Below are 15168 nucleotides of genomic sequence, written 5' to 3'. Positions count from 1 at the left end.
CCAGCGGCTCGGGCTACGACGCCGGAATCACCGCCGACACCCGGAAACCCCCCGCGTCCGTCGGCCCCGACACGAACACCCCGCCCAGCGCCGACACCCGCTCCTTCATCCCCACCAGACCGTTCCCCCCGGACGGCAACCGCGCCGACGACGCCGCCTCCTCCCCCGGCGGCTCGTTCTCCACCTGCATCGCGATCTCCGACACCCGATGCGCCAGCCGCACGTACGTCTTCGCCCCCGCCGCGTGCTTGTGGACGTTGGTCAACGCCTCCTGCACCACCCGGTACGCCGTCTGCTCCACCTCCGGCGCATACGAGCGGGCATCCCCCTCCACCGACAGATCCACCACCATCCCCGCGGCGGCCGACTGCCCCACCAGCTCCTCGATCTCCGCCAGACTCGGCCCCTCGTCGTCGGCCACCCGCGAAGCCGCCGCGGCCGCGGCCGCCCCCACCGCCGCCAGCGGCATCGACGCGACCGGCACCCGCCGCTCGCCCCCACTGCGCAGCACCCCGAGCATCTCCCGCAACTCGGTCAGCGCCTGCCGCCCCATGTCCCCCACCAGCGCGGCGTTCTTCACCGCCTTCTCGGGATCCTTCCGGGCCACCGCCTGCAACGCCGCGGCATGCACCACCATCAGACTCACCCGGTGCGCCACCACGTCGTGCATCTCCCGGGCGATCCGCGTGCGCTCCTCGTTCCGGGCCCACTCGGCCCGCTCCTCCGCCCGCTCGGCCAGCAGCTGCAGCTCCCGCTCCAGACTGTCCGCCCGCTCCCGCAGACTCTCCATCAGCCGGCGCCGGGCCCCCACGTACAGCCCGAGCAGCACCGGAGGCGCGGTGAAGCCCAGCGACATCGTGACCGCCGCGAACGGCACGAACCAGTCGCCCAGGTCCAGATCCCCGCGGACCATGTCCTGCTGCGTCTTCACGAACGTCACGATGAGCGTCCCGACCAGCGACATCCCCGCCAGCGAGCCGATGATCCGCCGCGGCAGCTCGGCCGCGGCGAGCGTGTACAGGCCGACGATGCCCAGCAGGAAACCCATCTGGGCCGGCGTGATGGCGATCGAGACGAGCACGACGGCGATCGGCCAGCGCCGCCGCACGACCAGCACGGCACCGGCGAGCACGCCGAACACCACCCCCGCCGCGACCGGAACCCCCGCGTCCCTCGCGAACGGAATGCCTTCCAGTCCGCACTCCAGCGCGGACACCACGGCCAGACTCACATCGAACACGGCACTGCGCCGTCTGGCCCACCACCACGGCCCTCCCCGGGCCGTCACATGGTCTTCCCCCGTCGCGGTCATGCCTCCAGCCTACGGGCGCCCCCGGCCGGTTTTCCGGTGAGTTTCCCGGACTGGCCTACACCACACAGCGTGACCGTTCGGCTGCGAATCCACCCGATATCCCTCGAACTGCTGAACCACACACCGTTCGACCCCGGACCCGACCATTCCGCCCGGACGGTATGCGTATGACACATGCCAGCAGCAAATACACGGACTTCGAGGGCCTACGGGAACGAGCGGTGGCACTGCGCCGCTCCGGCTACAGCCTTCGCCAGATCCGCGACGAGCTGAAGATCTTCAACAACGACATCCTCAACCGCCTGGTCAAGGGCGAACCCCCGCCGGCCTGGACAAAGCGCCCGAACGCCAAGGACGACCTCCGGGCCAGGGCCAGAGAGCTGCGACTGCAGGGCTGGACGTACGACCGGATCGAGGTGGAGCTCGGGTGCTCCAGGAGTTCGGTATCGCTGTGGGTGCGCGACCTCCCGAAACCCGAGCCCCGCTACACGCCGGAGGAACAGCGGGCCTTGATGCAGGAAGGCCTCGCCCGGCTGCGCGCCACTCAGGACGAAGAGCGGAAACAGACCAGGGCCGACGCCGCGCAGGAGGTGGGAGAGCTCACCGACAGGGAACTGTTCCTCGCGGGTGTCGCGCTCTACTGGGCCGAAGGCGCCAAGAGCAAGCCGTACGCCCGGCGTGAGCGGGTCGTCTTCGTCAACAGCGACCCAGGAGTGATCCAGGTCTACCTCGCCTGGCTCGACCTGCTCGGCGTGGCGCGTGAGCGACTGAGCCTGCGCGTACTCATCCACGAATCGGCGGACGTGGAGGCGGCCCACCGTTTCTGGGCGGGCCTGGCCGACGTCGACCCGTCATCGTTCGCCAAGCCGACGCTGAAGAAGCACAACCCGAGAACCGTCCGCAAGAACACCGGCGACGACTACCACGGCTGCCTGGTCGTCACCGTGGCGCGAAGTGCCGATCTCTACAACCGGATCGAGGGCTGGTGGAGCGGCATCGTTGCCCACGCTCAGGCACGTCTCCGGTAAGGTCTGAGGCGCTGTCCCCCGTGGTGTAACTGGCAGCACACTGGTTTTTGGTACCAGCAGGACAAGGTTCGAATCCTTGCGGGGGAGCCCACGAAGGGCACCGCCTCTGTTCGGGGTCTGACCGGATGAACACCGGTCGGACCCCGCACTCATGTCGGCCACAAAACCCCCCGGTATCCTGCGGATGTCACCCCACCCCATCCACAGCCGAAGGGCATCCCGTGAGCGCCAACCGCCCGGCAGCCGTCGTCGTTCTCGCAGCGGGTGAGGGCACCCGTATGAAGTCGGCCACACCCAAGGTCCTGCACGAGCTCTGCGGACGCAGTCTCGTGGGGCACGTGCTCGCCGCCGCGGGCGAGCTGAACCCCGAGCACCTGGTCGTCGTGGTCGGCCACGCGCGCGAGAAGGTCACCGCGCACCTCGGCGAGATCGCCCCCGACGTCCGTACCGCCGTCCAGGCCGAGCAGAACGGCACGGGGCACGCCGTGCGGATGGGCCTGGAGGAGCTCGGCGGGTCCGTCGACGGAACCGTCGTGGTCGTGTGCGGGGACACCCCCCTGCTGACCGGCGCCACCCTGCGGGCCCTCGCCGAGACGCACGCGGCGGACGGCAACGCGGTCACCGTGCTGACCGCCGAGGTGCCGGACGCGACGGGCTACGGCCGGATCGTGCGGGACGAGGCCACCGGTGCCGTCACCGCGATCGTCGAGCACAAGGACGCCACCGACGCCCAGCGGTCGATCCGTGAGATCAACTCGGGTGTGTTCGCGTTCGACGGCCAGCTGCTCGCCGACGCGCTGAAGAAGGTGCGGACGGACAACAGCCAGGGCGAGGAGTACCTGACCGACGTGCTGGGGATCCTGCGGGAGGCCGGGCACCGGGTGGGTGCCTCGGTGGCCGGGGATCACCGGGAGATCGCCGGGATCAACAACCGGGTGCAGTTGTCGCAGGCCCGCCGGATCCTGAACGACCGGCTGCTGAACGCGGCGATGCTCGCCGGTGTGACCGTCGTCGATCCGGCCACGACCTGGGTCGACGTCACCGTGACGTTCGAGCAGGACGCCGTCGTGCACCCGGGTACGCAGCTGCACGGCGCGACGCATCTGGCCGAGGGCGCGGAGGTCGGTCCGAACGCGCGGCTGACGGACACCCGCGTCGGTGCCGGCGCCCGGGTGGACAACACGGTGGCCGACGGTGCCGAGGTGGGTCCGGGGGCGACGGTCGGGCCGTACGCGTATCTGCGTCCGGGGACCCGTCTGGGTGCGAAGGGCAAGATCGGTACGTACGTGGAGACGAAGAACGCCTCCATCGGTGAGGGGACGAAGGTGCCTCACCTGTCGTACGTGGGCGACGCGACGATCGGTGAGTACACGAACATCGGTGCCGCGAGCGTGTTCGTGAACTACGACGGCCAGGAGAAGCACCACACGACGGTCGGGTCGCATTGCCGCACGGGTTCGGACAACATGTTTGTGGCGCCTGTCACGGTCGGGGACGGTGCGTACACCGCCGCCGGGTCCGTGATCACGAAGGACGTGCCGCCCGGTTCGCTGGCCGTGGCCCGTGGTCAGCAGCGGAATATCGAGGGTTGGGTGGCTCGTAAGCGTCCGGGGAGCGCTGCCGCGAAGGCGGCGGAGGCGGCGTCCCGGGAGCCGTCCGGCGAGGGCTGACCGGAAACCGCTGCCTCAAACACGGCGTACGGTGATAAGTGCACACCCGCACCCCACCAGCTGAGACGGCCTCCGGCAAGCCGGCTGCGAGGTCTCTCGACACCCAGCTGCGACACCTCTGAGGAGACAGTGCTGTGACCGGGATCAAGACGACCGGCGAGAAGAAGATGATGTTCTTCTCCGGCCGCGCCCACCCCGAGCTTGCGGAGGAGGTCGCCCAACAGCTGGGTGTCGGGGTCGTCCCGACGAAGGCCTTCGACTTCGCCAACGGTGAGATCTATGTGCGTTATCAGGAGTCGGCGCGGGGTGCCGACTGCTTCCTGATCCAGAGCCACACGGCTCCGATCAACAAGTGGATCATGGAGCAGCTGATCATGATCGACGCGCTGAAGCGTGCGTCGGCCCGCTCCATCACGGTCATCGTGCCGTTCTACGGTTACGCGCGGCAGGACAAGAAGCACCGCGGGCGTGAACCGATCTCGGCGCGTCTGATCGCGGACATGATGAAGACGGCGGGTGCGGACCGGATCCTGACCGTGGATCTGCACACGGACCAGATCCAGGGCTTCTTCGACGGTCCGGTGGACCACCTGTTCGCGCTGCCGCTGCTGGCGGACTACGTGGGCCGGAAGGTGGACCGGGAGAAGCTGACGGTCGTCTCTCCGGACGCGGGCCGGGTGCGGGTCGCGGACCGCTGGTGCGACCGGCTGGGTGCGCCGCTGGCGATCGTGCACAAGCGGCGGGACAAGGACGTCGCGAACCAGGTCACCGTCCACGAGGTCGTGGGTGAGGTGAAGGGTCGCGTGTGTGTCCTGGTGGACGACATGATCGACACGGGTGGGACGATCTGTGCCGCGGCGGACGCGCTGTTCGCGCACGGCGCGGAGGACGTGATCGTGACGGCGACGCACGGTGTGCTGTCGGGTCCGGCGGCGGACCGGCTGAAGAACTCGCGGGTGAGTGAGTTCGTGTTCACGAACACGCTGCCGACGCCGTCGGAGCTGGGCCGGGACCTGGACAAGATCTCGGTGCTGTCGATCGCGCCGACGATCGCGAGTGCGGTGCGTGAGGTGTTCGAGGACGGTTCGGTGACGAGCCTCTTCGACGAGCAGTAGGGATCGCCGCAGGGCTCCTGCAGAGATCGTTTTGGGTGCGGCCTCCGGGTCCGAGTAGACTGCTGCAGTTGCTCGGCGAGGGAGGCCGTTCCCGTTGGTTCAGCGGGATGCGGCGGTCCGTTATCGACGCGCTCTTCGTAGCAGGCCGTTCGTGGCCGGGTGACCACGTCCGTTTCTGACTTCGAGGAGTGACTATGTCCGAGGTGAAGATCTCCGCCGCGACGCGCACCGAGTTCGGCAAGGGTGCCGCGCGCCGTATCCGTCGTGAGGACAAGGTTCCGGGTGTCCTGTACGGGCACGGTTCCGACCCGATCCACCTGACCCTGCCGGGTCATGAGCTGCTGCTGGCGCTGCGTACGCCGAACGTGCTGATCGCGCTGGACATCGACGGCAAGACCAACGAGCTGGCGATTCCGAAGTCGGTGCAGCGTGACCCGCTGAAGGGCTTCCTGGAGCACGTGGACCTGCAGCTGGTCCAGCGTGGCGAGAAGGTCACGGTCGAGATCCCGGTGCAGACCGAGGGTGAGCTGGCTCCCGGCGGCAACCTGCTGGAGCACGTGCTGAACGCGCTGCCGGTCGAGGCCGAGGCGACGCACATCCCCGAGTCGGTGACGGTGTCGGTGGAGGGTCTGGAGGCCGGTGCCTCGATCCTGGCCAAGGACATCACGCTGCCGAAGGGCACGACGCTGGCCGTCGAGGAGGACGCCGTCGTCCTGCAGGTGCTGGCCGCGCAGGCCGAGGAGGCCCCGGAGGGCGAGGAGGCCGCTGAGGACGAGGCCGCCGAGGCCTGATCCTCTTCGTCGTCGTTTCGTCGGCCGCTGTTCCCGTGCGGGGCAGCGGCCGACGCGTATGAAGGAGACATGGACGTGACGACCGATGCCGCCGCTCCCTGGCTGATCGTGGGGCTGGGCAATCCGGGGCCGGAGTACGCGGGCAACCGGCACAACGTGGGCTTCATGGTGGCCGATCTGCTGGCGGAGCGGGTCGGGGGGAGGTTCAAGCGGGCCGGGCGGGCGCAGGCGCAGGTGGTCGAGGGCCGGATCGGGCCGCCGGGGCCGCTGAACCGGCGGGTGATCGTGGCGAAGCCGATGTCGTACATGAACCTGTCGGGCGGGCCGGTGAACGCGCTGCGGGATTTCTACAAGGTGCCGGTGGCTCATGTGGTGGCGGTGCACGACGAGTTGGACATCGACTACGGGACGCTGCGGCTGAAGCTGGGCGGCGGGGACAACGGGCACAACGGTCTGAAGTCGATGACGAAGGCGTTCGGGGCGGATTACCACCGGGTGCGGTTCGGGATCGGGCGGCCTCCGGGGCGGATGCCGGTGGCGGACTTCGTGCTGAAGGACTTCTCGTCGGCGGAGCGCAAGGAGCTGGACTACTTCGTGGACCGGGCGGCGGACGCGGTGGAGTGTCTGGTGATCGAGGGGCTGGAGCGGGCGCAAAGCACGTACAACTCCTGACTTGTCACCCGGCGAGGTTGACGGGCCGTTGAGGCATGGCCAATGATCCCGGCCATGCCCGCCCATGCCCTTTCTTCTCGTCCGGCCTCGGCCGCCGTGCTGCGGTTCGGGCGGTTCGTGGTGATGGGCGCTGTCGCGGTGCTGATCCTGGTCGCGGGGGTGTGGGCGTCGTGGGGTACGGCGCAGCACGTGATGCTGACGAAGGGCCGGGAGCGGGGCACGGTCGATGTGACGCGGTGCGGTGCCGACACGTGCTGGGGCCGGTTCGCGCCGGTGTCGGCGGGGTCGCAGCCGCGGTCGAAGGTGGTGCTGGAGCGGTCGGTCGCGGTGGAGCGGGGCCGGACGTACACGGTGGTGCTGAAGCCGGGCGGTGCCGAGGCGGTGCGTTCGGGTCCGGCGGGTGTGCTGTACGCGTGGGTTCCGCTGGGTGGTGCGTTGTTGCTGGCGTCGGTCGTGGTGGCGGGTGGGCTGCTGCGGACGCGGGCGGCGTGGGTGCTGGGGTTGTCGGGTGTGGCGTTGCTGACGGCCGCTTTCGTGACGGTCTGAGGGGTCGGGGCGTTCTCCGGTTCTGTGGAGGGGCCCGAGTGTTGTGTGTTCGTGATTGACGTGCTGCCGGGCCGGGCTGGAAGCTGAGCCGCCCCCTCCACATCTTCCCGTCACTTCTCGAAGATGGATTACCTCGCGATGCGCATCCTCTCCCCCCTCGGCGCTGTCTGCGCCACCGCCTCCGCGGCCCTCCTGTTCGCTCCCGCCGCGCACGCCACCCCGCCCGGTGACAACGGCACGGTCAAGATCCATGACGCCGCGACGGGCGAGGAGCTGCGTCGCAACGAGCCGCATGTGTGCACCTTCTACCTGGACGCCTTCGGTTTCGACGGTGGTCAGCAGGTCGACTGGCACATCGACGCCATCCCCCCGAGTGAGAACAAGGGGGAGACGGTGAAGTCGGGTGCGCTGACGCTGGACGGCGAGGGTCACGGCCGGAGCGGGGATCTGTCGCTGCCGGACGGGCATTACAAGCTGTTCTGGAACTTCGACGGTGAGAAGGGCGCGGCGAAGCACAAGGTGTTCTGGACGGACTGCGAGGACGAGGCGCCCGGTGGTGGGACGCCGTCCGGGCCGGCGTCCGCGTCGCCGTCGTCCGGGGCGTCCGGGGCTCCGTCGGGCGAGCCGGGTGAGCCGGGTGAGCCCGGCGCGTCGGGGTCTCCGGGGGCGTCGGCCGGCGCGGGTGCGTCGCCGTCGGCGCAGGGCGTCGCGGGCGGTGATCTGGCCGAGACGGGCAGCGGTGCTCCGGTGGGGCTGCTGTCGGGTGTGGGGGCGGTGCTGCTCGCGGCCGGCGGGTTCCTGGTGTTCCGGCGCCGGCAGGCGGGTCGCGGCTGACGTGTGACATGAGCGGTGCCCCCGGGCCTGTGCGGCTCGGGGGCACCGTTCGTGTGCGGGGAGGGGTCAGCCGGTGTTGCGCAGGCCGGCCGCCACGCCGTTGACGGTGAGGAGCAGGGCGCGGGCGAGCAGCGGGTCGGGGGTCTCGCCCGCGGCGGCCGCGTCGCGCTGCCGCTTGAGCAGGGCGACCTGGAGGTAGGAGATGGGGTCGAGGTAGGCGTCGCGGATGGCGAAGGTCTGCTTGAGGACGGGTGCGGCGTCCAGCAGTTCGTTCTCGCCGGTGACGCGGAGGACCTCGGCGACGGTCAGTTCGTGTTCGGCCTTGATGGTGTCGAAGACGTGCTTGAGCTCGTCGGGGACGAGGGTGTCGACGTAGTGCTGGGCGATGCGCAGGTCGGTCTTGGCGAGGGTCATCTCGACGTTGGAGATGAAGTTGCGGAAGAAGTGCCACTGCTCGTGCATCTCGTCCAGGACGGTGTCGAGCCCGGCCTCGCGCAGGGCCTTGAGGCCGGAGCCGACGCCGAACCAGCCGGGGACGATCTGCCGGGACTGGGTCCAGCCGAACACCCAGGGGATGGCGCGCAGGCCGTCGAGCGAGACGCCGGAGCCGGGGCGGCGGGAGGGCCGGGAGCCCAGGTGCAGGTCGGCGAGCTGGTCCACCGGTGTCGACGCGAGGAAGTACGTCGGCAGGTCGGGGTCCTCGACGAGGCGGCGGTAGGCGGCGTGGGCGGCGTCGGAGACGACGTCCATGGCGGCGTCCCAGCGGGCGAGGGCCTCGGTGGACTGGCGGGGCGCGGTGTGCAGGGCGGAGGCCTGGAGGGTGGCCGCCACGGTGAGTTCCAGGTTCTCCCGGGCCAGGGAGGGGATGAGGTACTTGTCGGAGATGACCTCGCCCTGCTCGGTGACCTTGATCTCGCCTTCGAGGGTGCCCCAGGGCTGGGCGAGGATGGCGTCGTGGGTGGGGCCGCCGCCGCGGCCGACGGTGCCGCCGCGGCCGTGGAAGAGGCGCAGGCGGACGCCGTAGCGGTGGGCGACGTCGCGCAGGCGGCGCTGGGCGCGGTGGATCTCCCACTGGCTGGTGGTGATGCCGCCGAACTTGGAGGAGTCGGAGTAGCCGAGCATGACCTCCTGGACGTCTCCGCGCAGCGCGACCAGGCGCCGGTAGGAGGGGTCGGAGAGCATGTCCTCCAGGATGGTGTCGGCGGCCTTGAGCTCGTCGGTGGTCTCCAGCAGGGGGACGATGCCGATCTTGGCCCAGCCGGCGTGCAGGTCGATGAGGCCGGCCTCGCGGGCGAGGACGGCGGCGGCGAAGACGTCGTCGGCGCCCTGGCACATGGAGATGATGTAGGACTCGATGACCTCGGGTCCGAAGACCTCCAGGGCCTTCTTCACGGTCTGGAAGACGCCGAGGGTCTTCTCGCCGGGCGCGTCGACGGGTGCCGGGGTGGGGGCGAGGGGCCGGCGGGACCTGAGTTCCTTGGCGAGGAGCTTGGCGCGGTAGTCGCGGGGCATGTCGGCGTAGCGCCAGGATTCCTCGCCGAGGCGGTCGAAGAGCTGGCCGAGGGCGTGGTGGTGGGCGTCGGCGTGTTCGCGGACGTCCATGGTGGCGAGCTGGAGGCCGAAGGCGGCGAGGGTGCGGATGGTGCGGGCGAGGCGGCCGTCGGCGAAGAGCCCGCCGCGGTGCTCGCGCAGGGAGGCCTGGATGATGCGCAGGTCGGCGAGGAGTTCGCCGGTGCCGAGGTAGTCGCGGCCGTCGACGTGCGGGGTGCCCTCGGCGAGGCGCTTCTTGGTGTTCTCCAGCTTCTGCCGGATGCAGGTGGCCTTGAGCCGGTAGGGCTCCTCGGCGTTGAGGCGCTTGTAGCGGGGGCTGATCTCGGGGAGGTTCTCCAGGTCGGTCTGGAGGGAGGTCAGCAGTTCCTCGGTGGCGCCGGCGTAGCGGATGGAGTTGGACAGGAAGCCGCGGAGTTCGTCGATGGTCTCCAGGGCGTCGTTGATGCCGTGCTCGTGCTGGAGGATGAGGACGTCCCAGGTCACCTGGGGGGTGACGTTGGGGTTGCCGTCGCGGTCGCCGCCGATCCAGGTGCCGAAGGTGAGGGGGCGGGTGTCGTCGGGGAGCTTGACGCCGGCCCGCTCCAGTTCGGCGGTGAGGTCCTCCAGGACGTCGCCGACGGCGCCGGCGTGGAGTTCGTCGAGGTAGTAGATGGCGTTGCGGGCCTCGTCGGCGGGCTCGGGGCGTACGACGCGCAGTTCGTCGGTCTGCCAGACGAGGTCGATGTTCTCGGCCAGCCGGATGTCGAGGCGGCGGCGGTCGGACTCGATGACCGGGGTCTCCAGGAGCGCGGCGATGCGCCGGAGCTTGTTGAGGACCGAGCGGCGTGCGGCCTCGGTGGGGTGGGCCGTGAAGACGGGGCGGACGTTGAGGTTGCGGACCGTCTCGCGCAGGTGTTCGGGGTCGGCGTCCTTGAGGCGGTCGGCCGTGCGGGCGAGGAGTCCGCCCTCGGCGGCGCGGCGGGCGCGCAGCTCGCGGCCGCGGTGGACCTGCTCGGTGACGTTGGCCAGGTGGAAGTAGGTGGAGAAGGCGCGGACCAGCTTGGCCGCGGTGTCGAGTTCGGTGCCGCGCAGCAGCTCGGCGGCGGCCTCGCCGTCCTCTCGGGTGAGGCGGCGGACCTTCTCGACGAGGTCCAGGAGCTCGGGGCCCTCCTGCCGGACGAGGGTCTCTCCGAGGAGGTCGCCCAGGCGGCGGATGTCGGCACGCAGCTCACTGCTCGTCGTCGTGGTCTGGTCGTCGGCACTGCTCACAGGTGCGGCTCCTTGCAGTGTTGAAGCTCGTCTGGGAGGGGAACCCGGACGGCGTCTCGCGCGGCGGGCGCCGCTTACGGGGCCGGACGTCCGGGAAGAAATCAGAGCGGACCGCGCTGTCCGACCGACTCAAGGATAGGTGTCGGCCGGGACGCGCAGGCTGTCGGGCTCTTGCCGCGGAGCGACGCACTGCCATACTTACGATGCCGTAGGTTACGGAACCGTAGGAAGCACTGCACGGATTCCCGTGGCCGGGCTACTCCTTCTCCATCCACATACCCCCCAGGGGACGCGTATGACCAGTAGTTCCGACGTGATCGAGGACGCCCCGCAGGCGCCCGGTCAGCCCATCGACGCCGCGGCGGCCTCCGCCACGCTGGGCGGCGAGAAGAAGCGGTCCATCGAGCAGATCGCCCTCCTCATCTTCATCATCGTCCCGTTCCTCGCGCTGCTGGCGGCCGTGCCGCTGGCGTGGGGATGGGGAGTGAGCTGGCTGGACCTCGGCCTGCTGGTCTTCTTCTACTACCTGGGGTGCCACGGCATCACGATCGGGTTCCACCGCCACTTCACGCACGGGTCCTTCAAGGCGAAGCGGCCCCTGAAGATCGCGCTGGCGATCGCGGGGTCGATGGCGGTGGAGGGGCCGCTGGTGCGCTGGGTGGCCGATCACCGCAAGCACCACAAGTTCTCCGACGCGGAGGGCGACCCGCACTCGCCGTGGCGGTTCGGCGAGACCCTGCCGGCCCTGATGAAGGGCCTGTGGTGGGCGCACATCGGATGGATGTTCGACGAGGAGCAGACGCCGCAGGAGAAGTACGCCCCGGACCTGATCAAGGACAAGACGCTGCGGGCCATCTCCCGCCAGTTCGTGCTGTGGACGGTGGTGTCGCTGGCGCTGCCGCCGCTGATCGGCGGTCTGGTCACGATGTCCTGGTGGGGCGCGTTCACGGGCTTCTTCTGGGGTTCGCTCGTCCGGGTGGCCCTGCTGCACCACGTGACCTGGTCCATCAACTCGATCTGCCACGCGGTGGGCAAGCGCCCCTTCAAGTCGCGTGACCGTTCGGGCAACGTGTGGTGGCTGGCGGTCCTGTCCTGCGGCGAGTCCTGGCACAACCTGCACCATGCCGACCCGACCTCCGCGCGGCACGGTGTGATGCGTGGCCAGCTGGACTCCTCGGCGCGGCTGATCCGCTGGTTCGAGATGGCCGGCTGGGCGTACGACGTGCGCTGGCCGTCACGCTCGCGTATCGATTCGCGGCGTACCACCGGGGAAGGCGGCTCCCGGCGCGGGAAGGAGCCCGTCGAGGCGGCATGATGGTCGCTGTGGCGACCGACTCGAGCAGCACCCCGAGCAATGACAAGCCGCGGCGAGCGCGTCGCACCCGTATGACCGGTGCCGAGCGCCGCCAGCAGCTGCTGGAGATCGGTCGCACGCTCTTCGCCGCCAAGGGGTTCGAGGGCACGTCGGTCGAGGAGATCGCGGCGAAGGCCGGGGTCTCCAAGCCGGTGGTCTACGAGCACTTCGGCGGCAAGGAAGGGCTGTACGCGGTCGTGGTGGACCGCGAGATGCGCCGCCTGCTGGACATGGTGACCGGCTCTCTCACCGCCGGTCACCCGCGCGAACTGTGCGAGCAGGCGGCTTTCGCGCTGCTGGACTACATCGAGGAGTACACGGACGGCTTCCGCATCCTGGTCCGTGACTCGCCCATCCCCCAGTCCACCGGGTCGTTCGCCTCGCTGATCTCGGACATCGCCACCCAGGTGGAGGACATCCTGGGCCGGGAGTTCAAGAGCCGCGGCTTCGACCCCAAGCTGGCGCCGCTGTACGCCCAGGCCCTGGTCGGGATGGTCGCCCTGACCGGCCAGTGGTGGCTGGACGTGCGCAAGCCGAAGAAGGCCGAGGTGGCCGCGCACCTGGTGAACCTGGCGTGGCACGGCCTGGACGGCCTGGAGGCCAGGCCTCATCTGATAGGGCGCCGCAAGGCCTAGCGGCTTCCTCCCGGGAGTCCTCCTCGATCCCCGGGTGCAGGTGCACGGAGCCGTTGCCCGCCGCCGGGCCGGGCGGCGAGGCGGGCGGCGGGGGGCCGGCGGCCGGCCGGACATGCGCGCCCGCCGTGGCGTCAGGCCTCCTTGCGCGCCACGGCGAAGACCCGGCGGAACGGGAACGGCGTGCCGTGCGGTCCGGCCGGATAGGCCTCCCGCAGGGCCTGCCGGTACGCGGCGAGGAAGTCCTCCCGGGCCTCGGGATCGTCGGCGAGCGCGGTGAGCACGGGCCGCAGGCCGGTCCCCTTCACCCAGTCGAGCACGGGGTCCTCGCCCCGCAGGACGTGCAGATACGTCGTCTCCCACACGTCGGCCGCGCAGCCGAGGGCCGCGAGCCGTTCGTGGTAGGCCTCGGGGCCGAGTACGGCGTCGGCGTGGCGCAGGGTGCCGGCGAGCCGGTCGCGCCAGGGCGGTGACTCGGCGAGGGCGCGCATCAGCCGGTGGCTGGGGGCGTCGAAGTTGCCGGGCACCTGGAAGGCGAGGACCCCGCCGGGCCTCAGCCCTTCGACCCAGTCGGCGAAGCGTTCCGCGTGCCCGGGCACCCACTGCAGGGTGGCGTTGCTGACGATCAGGTCGTACGGCTCGCCTGGTGTCCAGGTGCGGGCGTCGGCGGGGGCGAAGTCGAGGCGCCCGCCGCCGGGGGTCGGGCCCTCGTGGTCGGCGCGGGCCCGGGCGAGCATCTCGGGGGCGTTGTCGTAGCCGGTGATCCGGGCGGTGGGCCACCGGTCGGCGATCAGCGCGGTGACGTTGCCGGGGCCGCAGCCGAGGTCGGCGACGCGGGGCGGCTCGCCGGGCAGGCCGGGGACGCGGGCGAGGAGGTCGGCGAAGGGCCGGGCGCGGTGGCCCGCGTGGCGCAGGTACTGGGCGGGGTCCCAGGTGAGGGCGGGCATGGGTCCTCCTGGTGTCCTTCGAGGTGACCGTACGACGGCGCGGACGAGACGCGCACCCAGCGTGACGCCGCAGGTCTCTCGATGTCAAGATAATGGACGTCAAGAGACTCTACGTCGACACAACCACTACACTGATCGTCATGGAGGACGAGGTCGACCGGCTGGTCGCAGCATGGCGCCGGGAGCGCCCGGACCTCGACGTGGAACCGCTCGAGGTGCTCAGCCGCGTGAGCAGACTGGCCCGGCACCTGGACCGGGCCCGCCGCCTGGCCTTCTCGGAGCACGGTCTGGAGCCGTGGGAGTTCGACGTGCTGACGGCCCTGCGCCGCGCGGGCACGCCGTATCAGCTCTCGCCCGGACAGCTCCTCACCCAGACGCTGGTCACCTCGGGCACGATGACGAACCGCATCGACCGCCTGGCGAAGAAGGGCCTGGTGGAGCGCCTGCCCGATCCCAGCGACCGCCGGGGCGTCCTCGTCCGGCTCACGGACGTGGGCCGGGACCGCGCGGACCAGGCCCTGGCGGGCCTGCTGGACCAGGAGCGCGCGATCCTCGCGGAGCTGACCCGGGCCCAGCGCGGCGAACTGGCGGGGCTGCTACGCCAGCTGACCGCCCCGTTCGACAACATCCCCGGCTAGGTCGACGGGCCCCACTCCGGCCCGCCGGGCGAGCGCGACGGCGGCGAGCGTGGAATGCACCCCCAGCTTGCCCAGGACGTTCTGCATATGGGTCCGCACGGTGTGCGGCGACAGATACAGGCGCTCGGCGACGGCCTTGCGCCCCAGCCCCGCCACCATGCACCGCAGCACTTCCCGCTCACGCGGAGTGAGGGACTCCACGAGCCGCTCGCTCTCGGTGCGGTGCTTGCGGGCGGCGGTCAGCTCGCGCAGGACGCCCGTGAGCAGGGCGGGCGGCAGATGCGTCTCGTCGCGCAGCACGCCCCGGATGACGGTGAGCAGCCGGGACAGCGAGCAGTCCTTCGCGACCCACCCGGAGGCGCCGGCCTGCAGGGCGAGCGCGGCCCGCCGCGGGTCGTCCTTCTCGGCGAGCACGACGATCCGTACGTTCGGCTGCGCGGAGCGCACGCCCGTGACCAGGGATATCCCGTCCACGAGCCCGTCCTCGTTGCCCTCCTGCACGGGTACGGCCGGGCGCGCGCCCGGCACCTTGCCGCCCAGATCGGCGTCGACGAGCAGCACGTCGAACCGGCGCCCCTCGGCGACCGCGCGCTCCAGGCTGCGCAGCGCGGCGGGACCGCTGCCGGCGGCGGAGACGTCGACGTCGGGCTCGGCGGCCAGGGCCGCGGCGAGTGACTCGGCGAAGATGCGATGGTCGTCGACGACCAGGACTCGGATGCGAACCACGAAACCCCCTTACCCGAGCTCTTGAAGAGCAGGGGATACCCCATCGTCGGGAGACGACACCGCGGGTACGACCCCGGAGTGTGCGTCCGCTGCGCCTGTCCGTC

Annotated in this window: 14 protein-coding genes and 1 tRNA gene; 11 read left to right on the top strand and 4 right to left on the bottom strand. The window is 70.6% G+C overall.

Going from position 1 to position 15168, the window contains the following annotated elements; translation table 11 throughout:
• Window positions 1-13: 13 nt before the first annotated feature.
• Complete coding sequence (locus CHR28_RS11855) at window positions 14-1312, bottom strand: sensor histidine kinase (RefSeq protein WP_094053512.1); 1299 nt, start codon at window positions 1310-1312, stop codon at window positions 14-16.
• A 167-nt stretch (window positions 1313-1479) separates the two neighbouring features.
• Between CHR28_RS11855 and CHR28_RS11850 the strand changes: the two genes are divergently transcribed.
• From CHR28_RS11850 to CHR28_RS11815, 8 genes are all read left to right on the top strand, one after another.
• Window positions 1480-2340 (top strand): hypothetical protein, encoded by an 861-nt coding sequence (locus tag CHR28_RS11850; RefSeq protein ID WP_094053511.1) that lies wholly within the window; start codon window positions 1480-1482, stop codon window positions 2338-2340.
• Window positions 2341-2354: 14 nt separating this feature from the next.
• Window positions 2355-2427, top strand: a tRNA-Gln gene (locus CHR28_RS11845).
• 134 nt (window positions 2428-2561) lie between these two features.
• Window positions 2562-4010 (top strand): bifunctional UDP-N-acetylglucosamine diphosphorylase/glucosamine-1-phosphate N-acetyltransferase GlmU, encoded by a 1449-nt coding sequence (gene glmU / locus CHR28_RS11840; RefSeq protein WP_094053510.1) that lies wholly within the window; start codon window positions 2562-2564, stop codon window positions 4008-4010.
• Between the two features lie 134 nt (window positions 4011-4144).
• A complete protein-coding gene (locus tag CHR28_RS11835) occupies window positions 4145-5125 on the top strand; it encodes a ribose-phosphate diphosphokinase (protein WP_094053509.1) in 981 nt (326 codons plus the stop codon).
• A 194-nt stretch (window positions 5126-5319) separates the two neighbouring features.
• The gene (locus CHR28_RS11830; protein WP_094053508.1) at window positions 5320-5916 is read left to right on the top strand and encodes a 50S ribosomal protein L25/general stress protein Ctc; all 597 of its coding nucleotides are present in this window, start codon (window positions 5320-5322) and stop codon (window positions 5914-5916) included.
• A 69-nt stretch (window positions 5917-5985) separates the two neighbouring features.
• Window positions 5986-6588, top strand: coding sequence for an aminoacyl-tRNA hydrolase (pth, locus tag CHR28_RS11825; RefSeq protein ID WP_094053507.1), 603 nt, complete (start codon window positions 5986-5988; stop codon window positions 6586-6588).
• A 54-nt stretch (window positions 6589-6642) separates the two neighbouring features.
• A complete protein-coding gene (locus tag CHR28_RS11820; protein WP_179272403.1) occupies window positions 6643-7134 on the top strand; it encodes a hypothetical protein in 492 nt (163 codons plus the stop codon).
• A gap of 138 nt (window positions 7135-7272) precedes the next feature.
• Window positions 7273-7968 (top strand): LPXTG cell wall anchor domain-containing protein, encoded by a 696-nt coding sequence (locus CHR28_RS11815; RefSeq protein ID WP_094053505.1) that lies wholly within the window; start codon window positions 7273-7275, stop codon window positions 7966-7968.
• Between the two features lie 66 nt (window positions 7969-8034).
• Here the strand turns inward: CHR28_RS11815 and ppc are convergent, their stop codons facing one another.
• A complete protein-coding gene (ppc, locus tag CHR28_RS11810) occupies window positions 8035-10767 on the bottom strand; it encodes a phosphoenolpyruvate carboxylase (protein WP_094053504.1) in 2733 nt (910 codons plus the stop codon).
• Between the two features lie 295 nt (window positions 10768-11062).
• Here ppc and CHR28_RS11805 point away from each other — a divergent pair, with 295 nt between their 5' ends.
• Both CHR28_RS11805 and CHR28_RS11800 read left to right on the top strand, forming a co-directional pair.
• Window positions 11063-12082 carry an acyl-CoA desaturase gene (locus tag CHR28_RS11805; protein ID WP_094053503.1) on the top strand — a complete coding sequence of 340 codons (1020 nt, stop codon included), beginning with the start codon at window positions 11063-11065 and terminating at the stop codon, window positions 12080-12082.
• On the top strand, window positions 12079-12756 hold the full coding sequence (locus tag CHR28_RS11800; RefSeq protein WP_094053502.1) for a TetR/AcrR family transcriptional regulator: 678 nt from the start codon (window positions 12079-12081) through the stop codon (window positions 12754-12756). Before CHR28_RS11805 ends, CHR28_RS11800 begins: the two co-directional genes overlap by 4 nt.
• Window positions 12757-12887: 131 nt before the next feature.
• On the opposite strand, the gene CHR28_RS11795 is transcribed toward CHR28_RS11800, so the two are convergent.
• Window positions 12888-13700: a trans-aconitate 2-methyltransferase gene (locus tag CHR28_RS11795; RefSeq protein WP_094053501.1), complete on the bottom strand. Its 813-nt coding sequence runs from the start codon at window positions 13698-13700 to the stop codon at window positions 12888-12890.
• 140 nt (window positions 13701-13840) lie between these two features.
• Here CHR28_RS11795 and tamR point away from each other — a divergent pair, with 140 nt between their 5' ends.
• Window positions 13841-14338, top strand: a complete 498-nt coding sequence (gene tamR / locus CHR28_RS11790) for a MarR family transcriptional regulator TamR (protein WP_094053595.1) — start codon at window positions 13841-13843, stop codon at window positions 14336-14338.
• Here the strand turns inward: tamR and CHR28_RS11785 are convergent.
• Window positions 14297-15064 carry a LuxR C-terminal-related transcriptional regulator gene (locus tag CHR28_RS11785; RefSeq protein WP_031117914.1) on the bottom strand — a complete coding sequence of 256 codons (768 nt, stop codon included), beginning with the start codon at window positions 15062-15064 and terminating at the stop codon, window positions 14297-14299. The genes tamR and CHR28_RS11785 overlap by 42 nt on opposite strands.
• Window positions 15065-15168 lie beyond the last annotated feature (104 nt).

It is taken from the genome of Streptomyces sp. XY006 (genome assembly GCF_002237655.1).
Taxonomy (GTDB): Bacteria; Actinomycetota; Actinomycetes; order Streptomycetales; family Streptomycetaceae; genus Streptomyces; species Streptomyces levis.
This window is presented reverse-complemented; position numbering and strand designations above follow the sequence as displayed.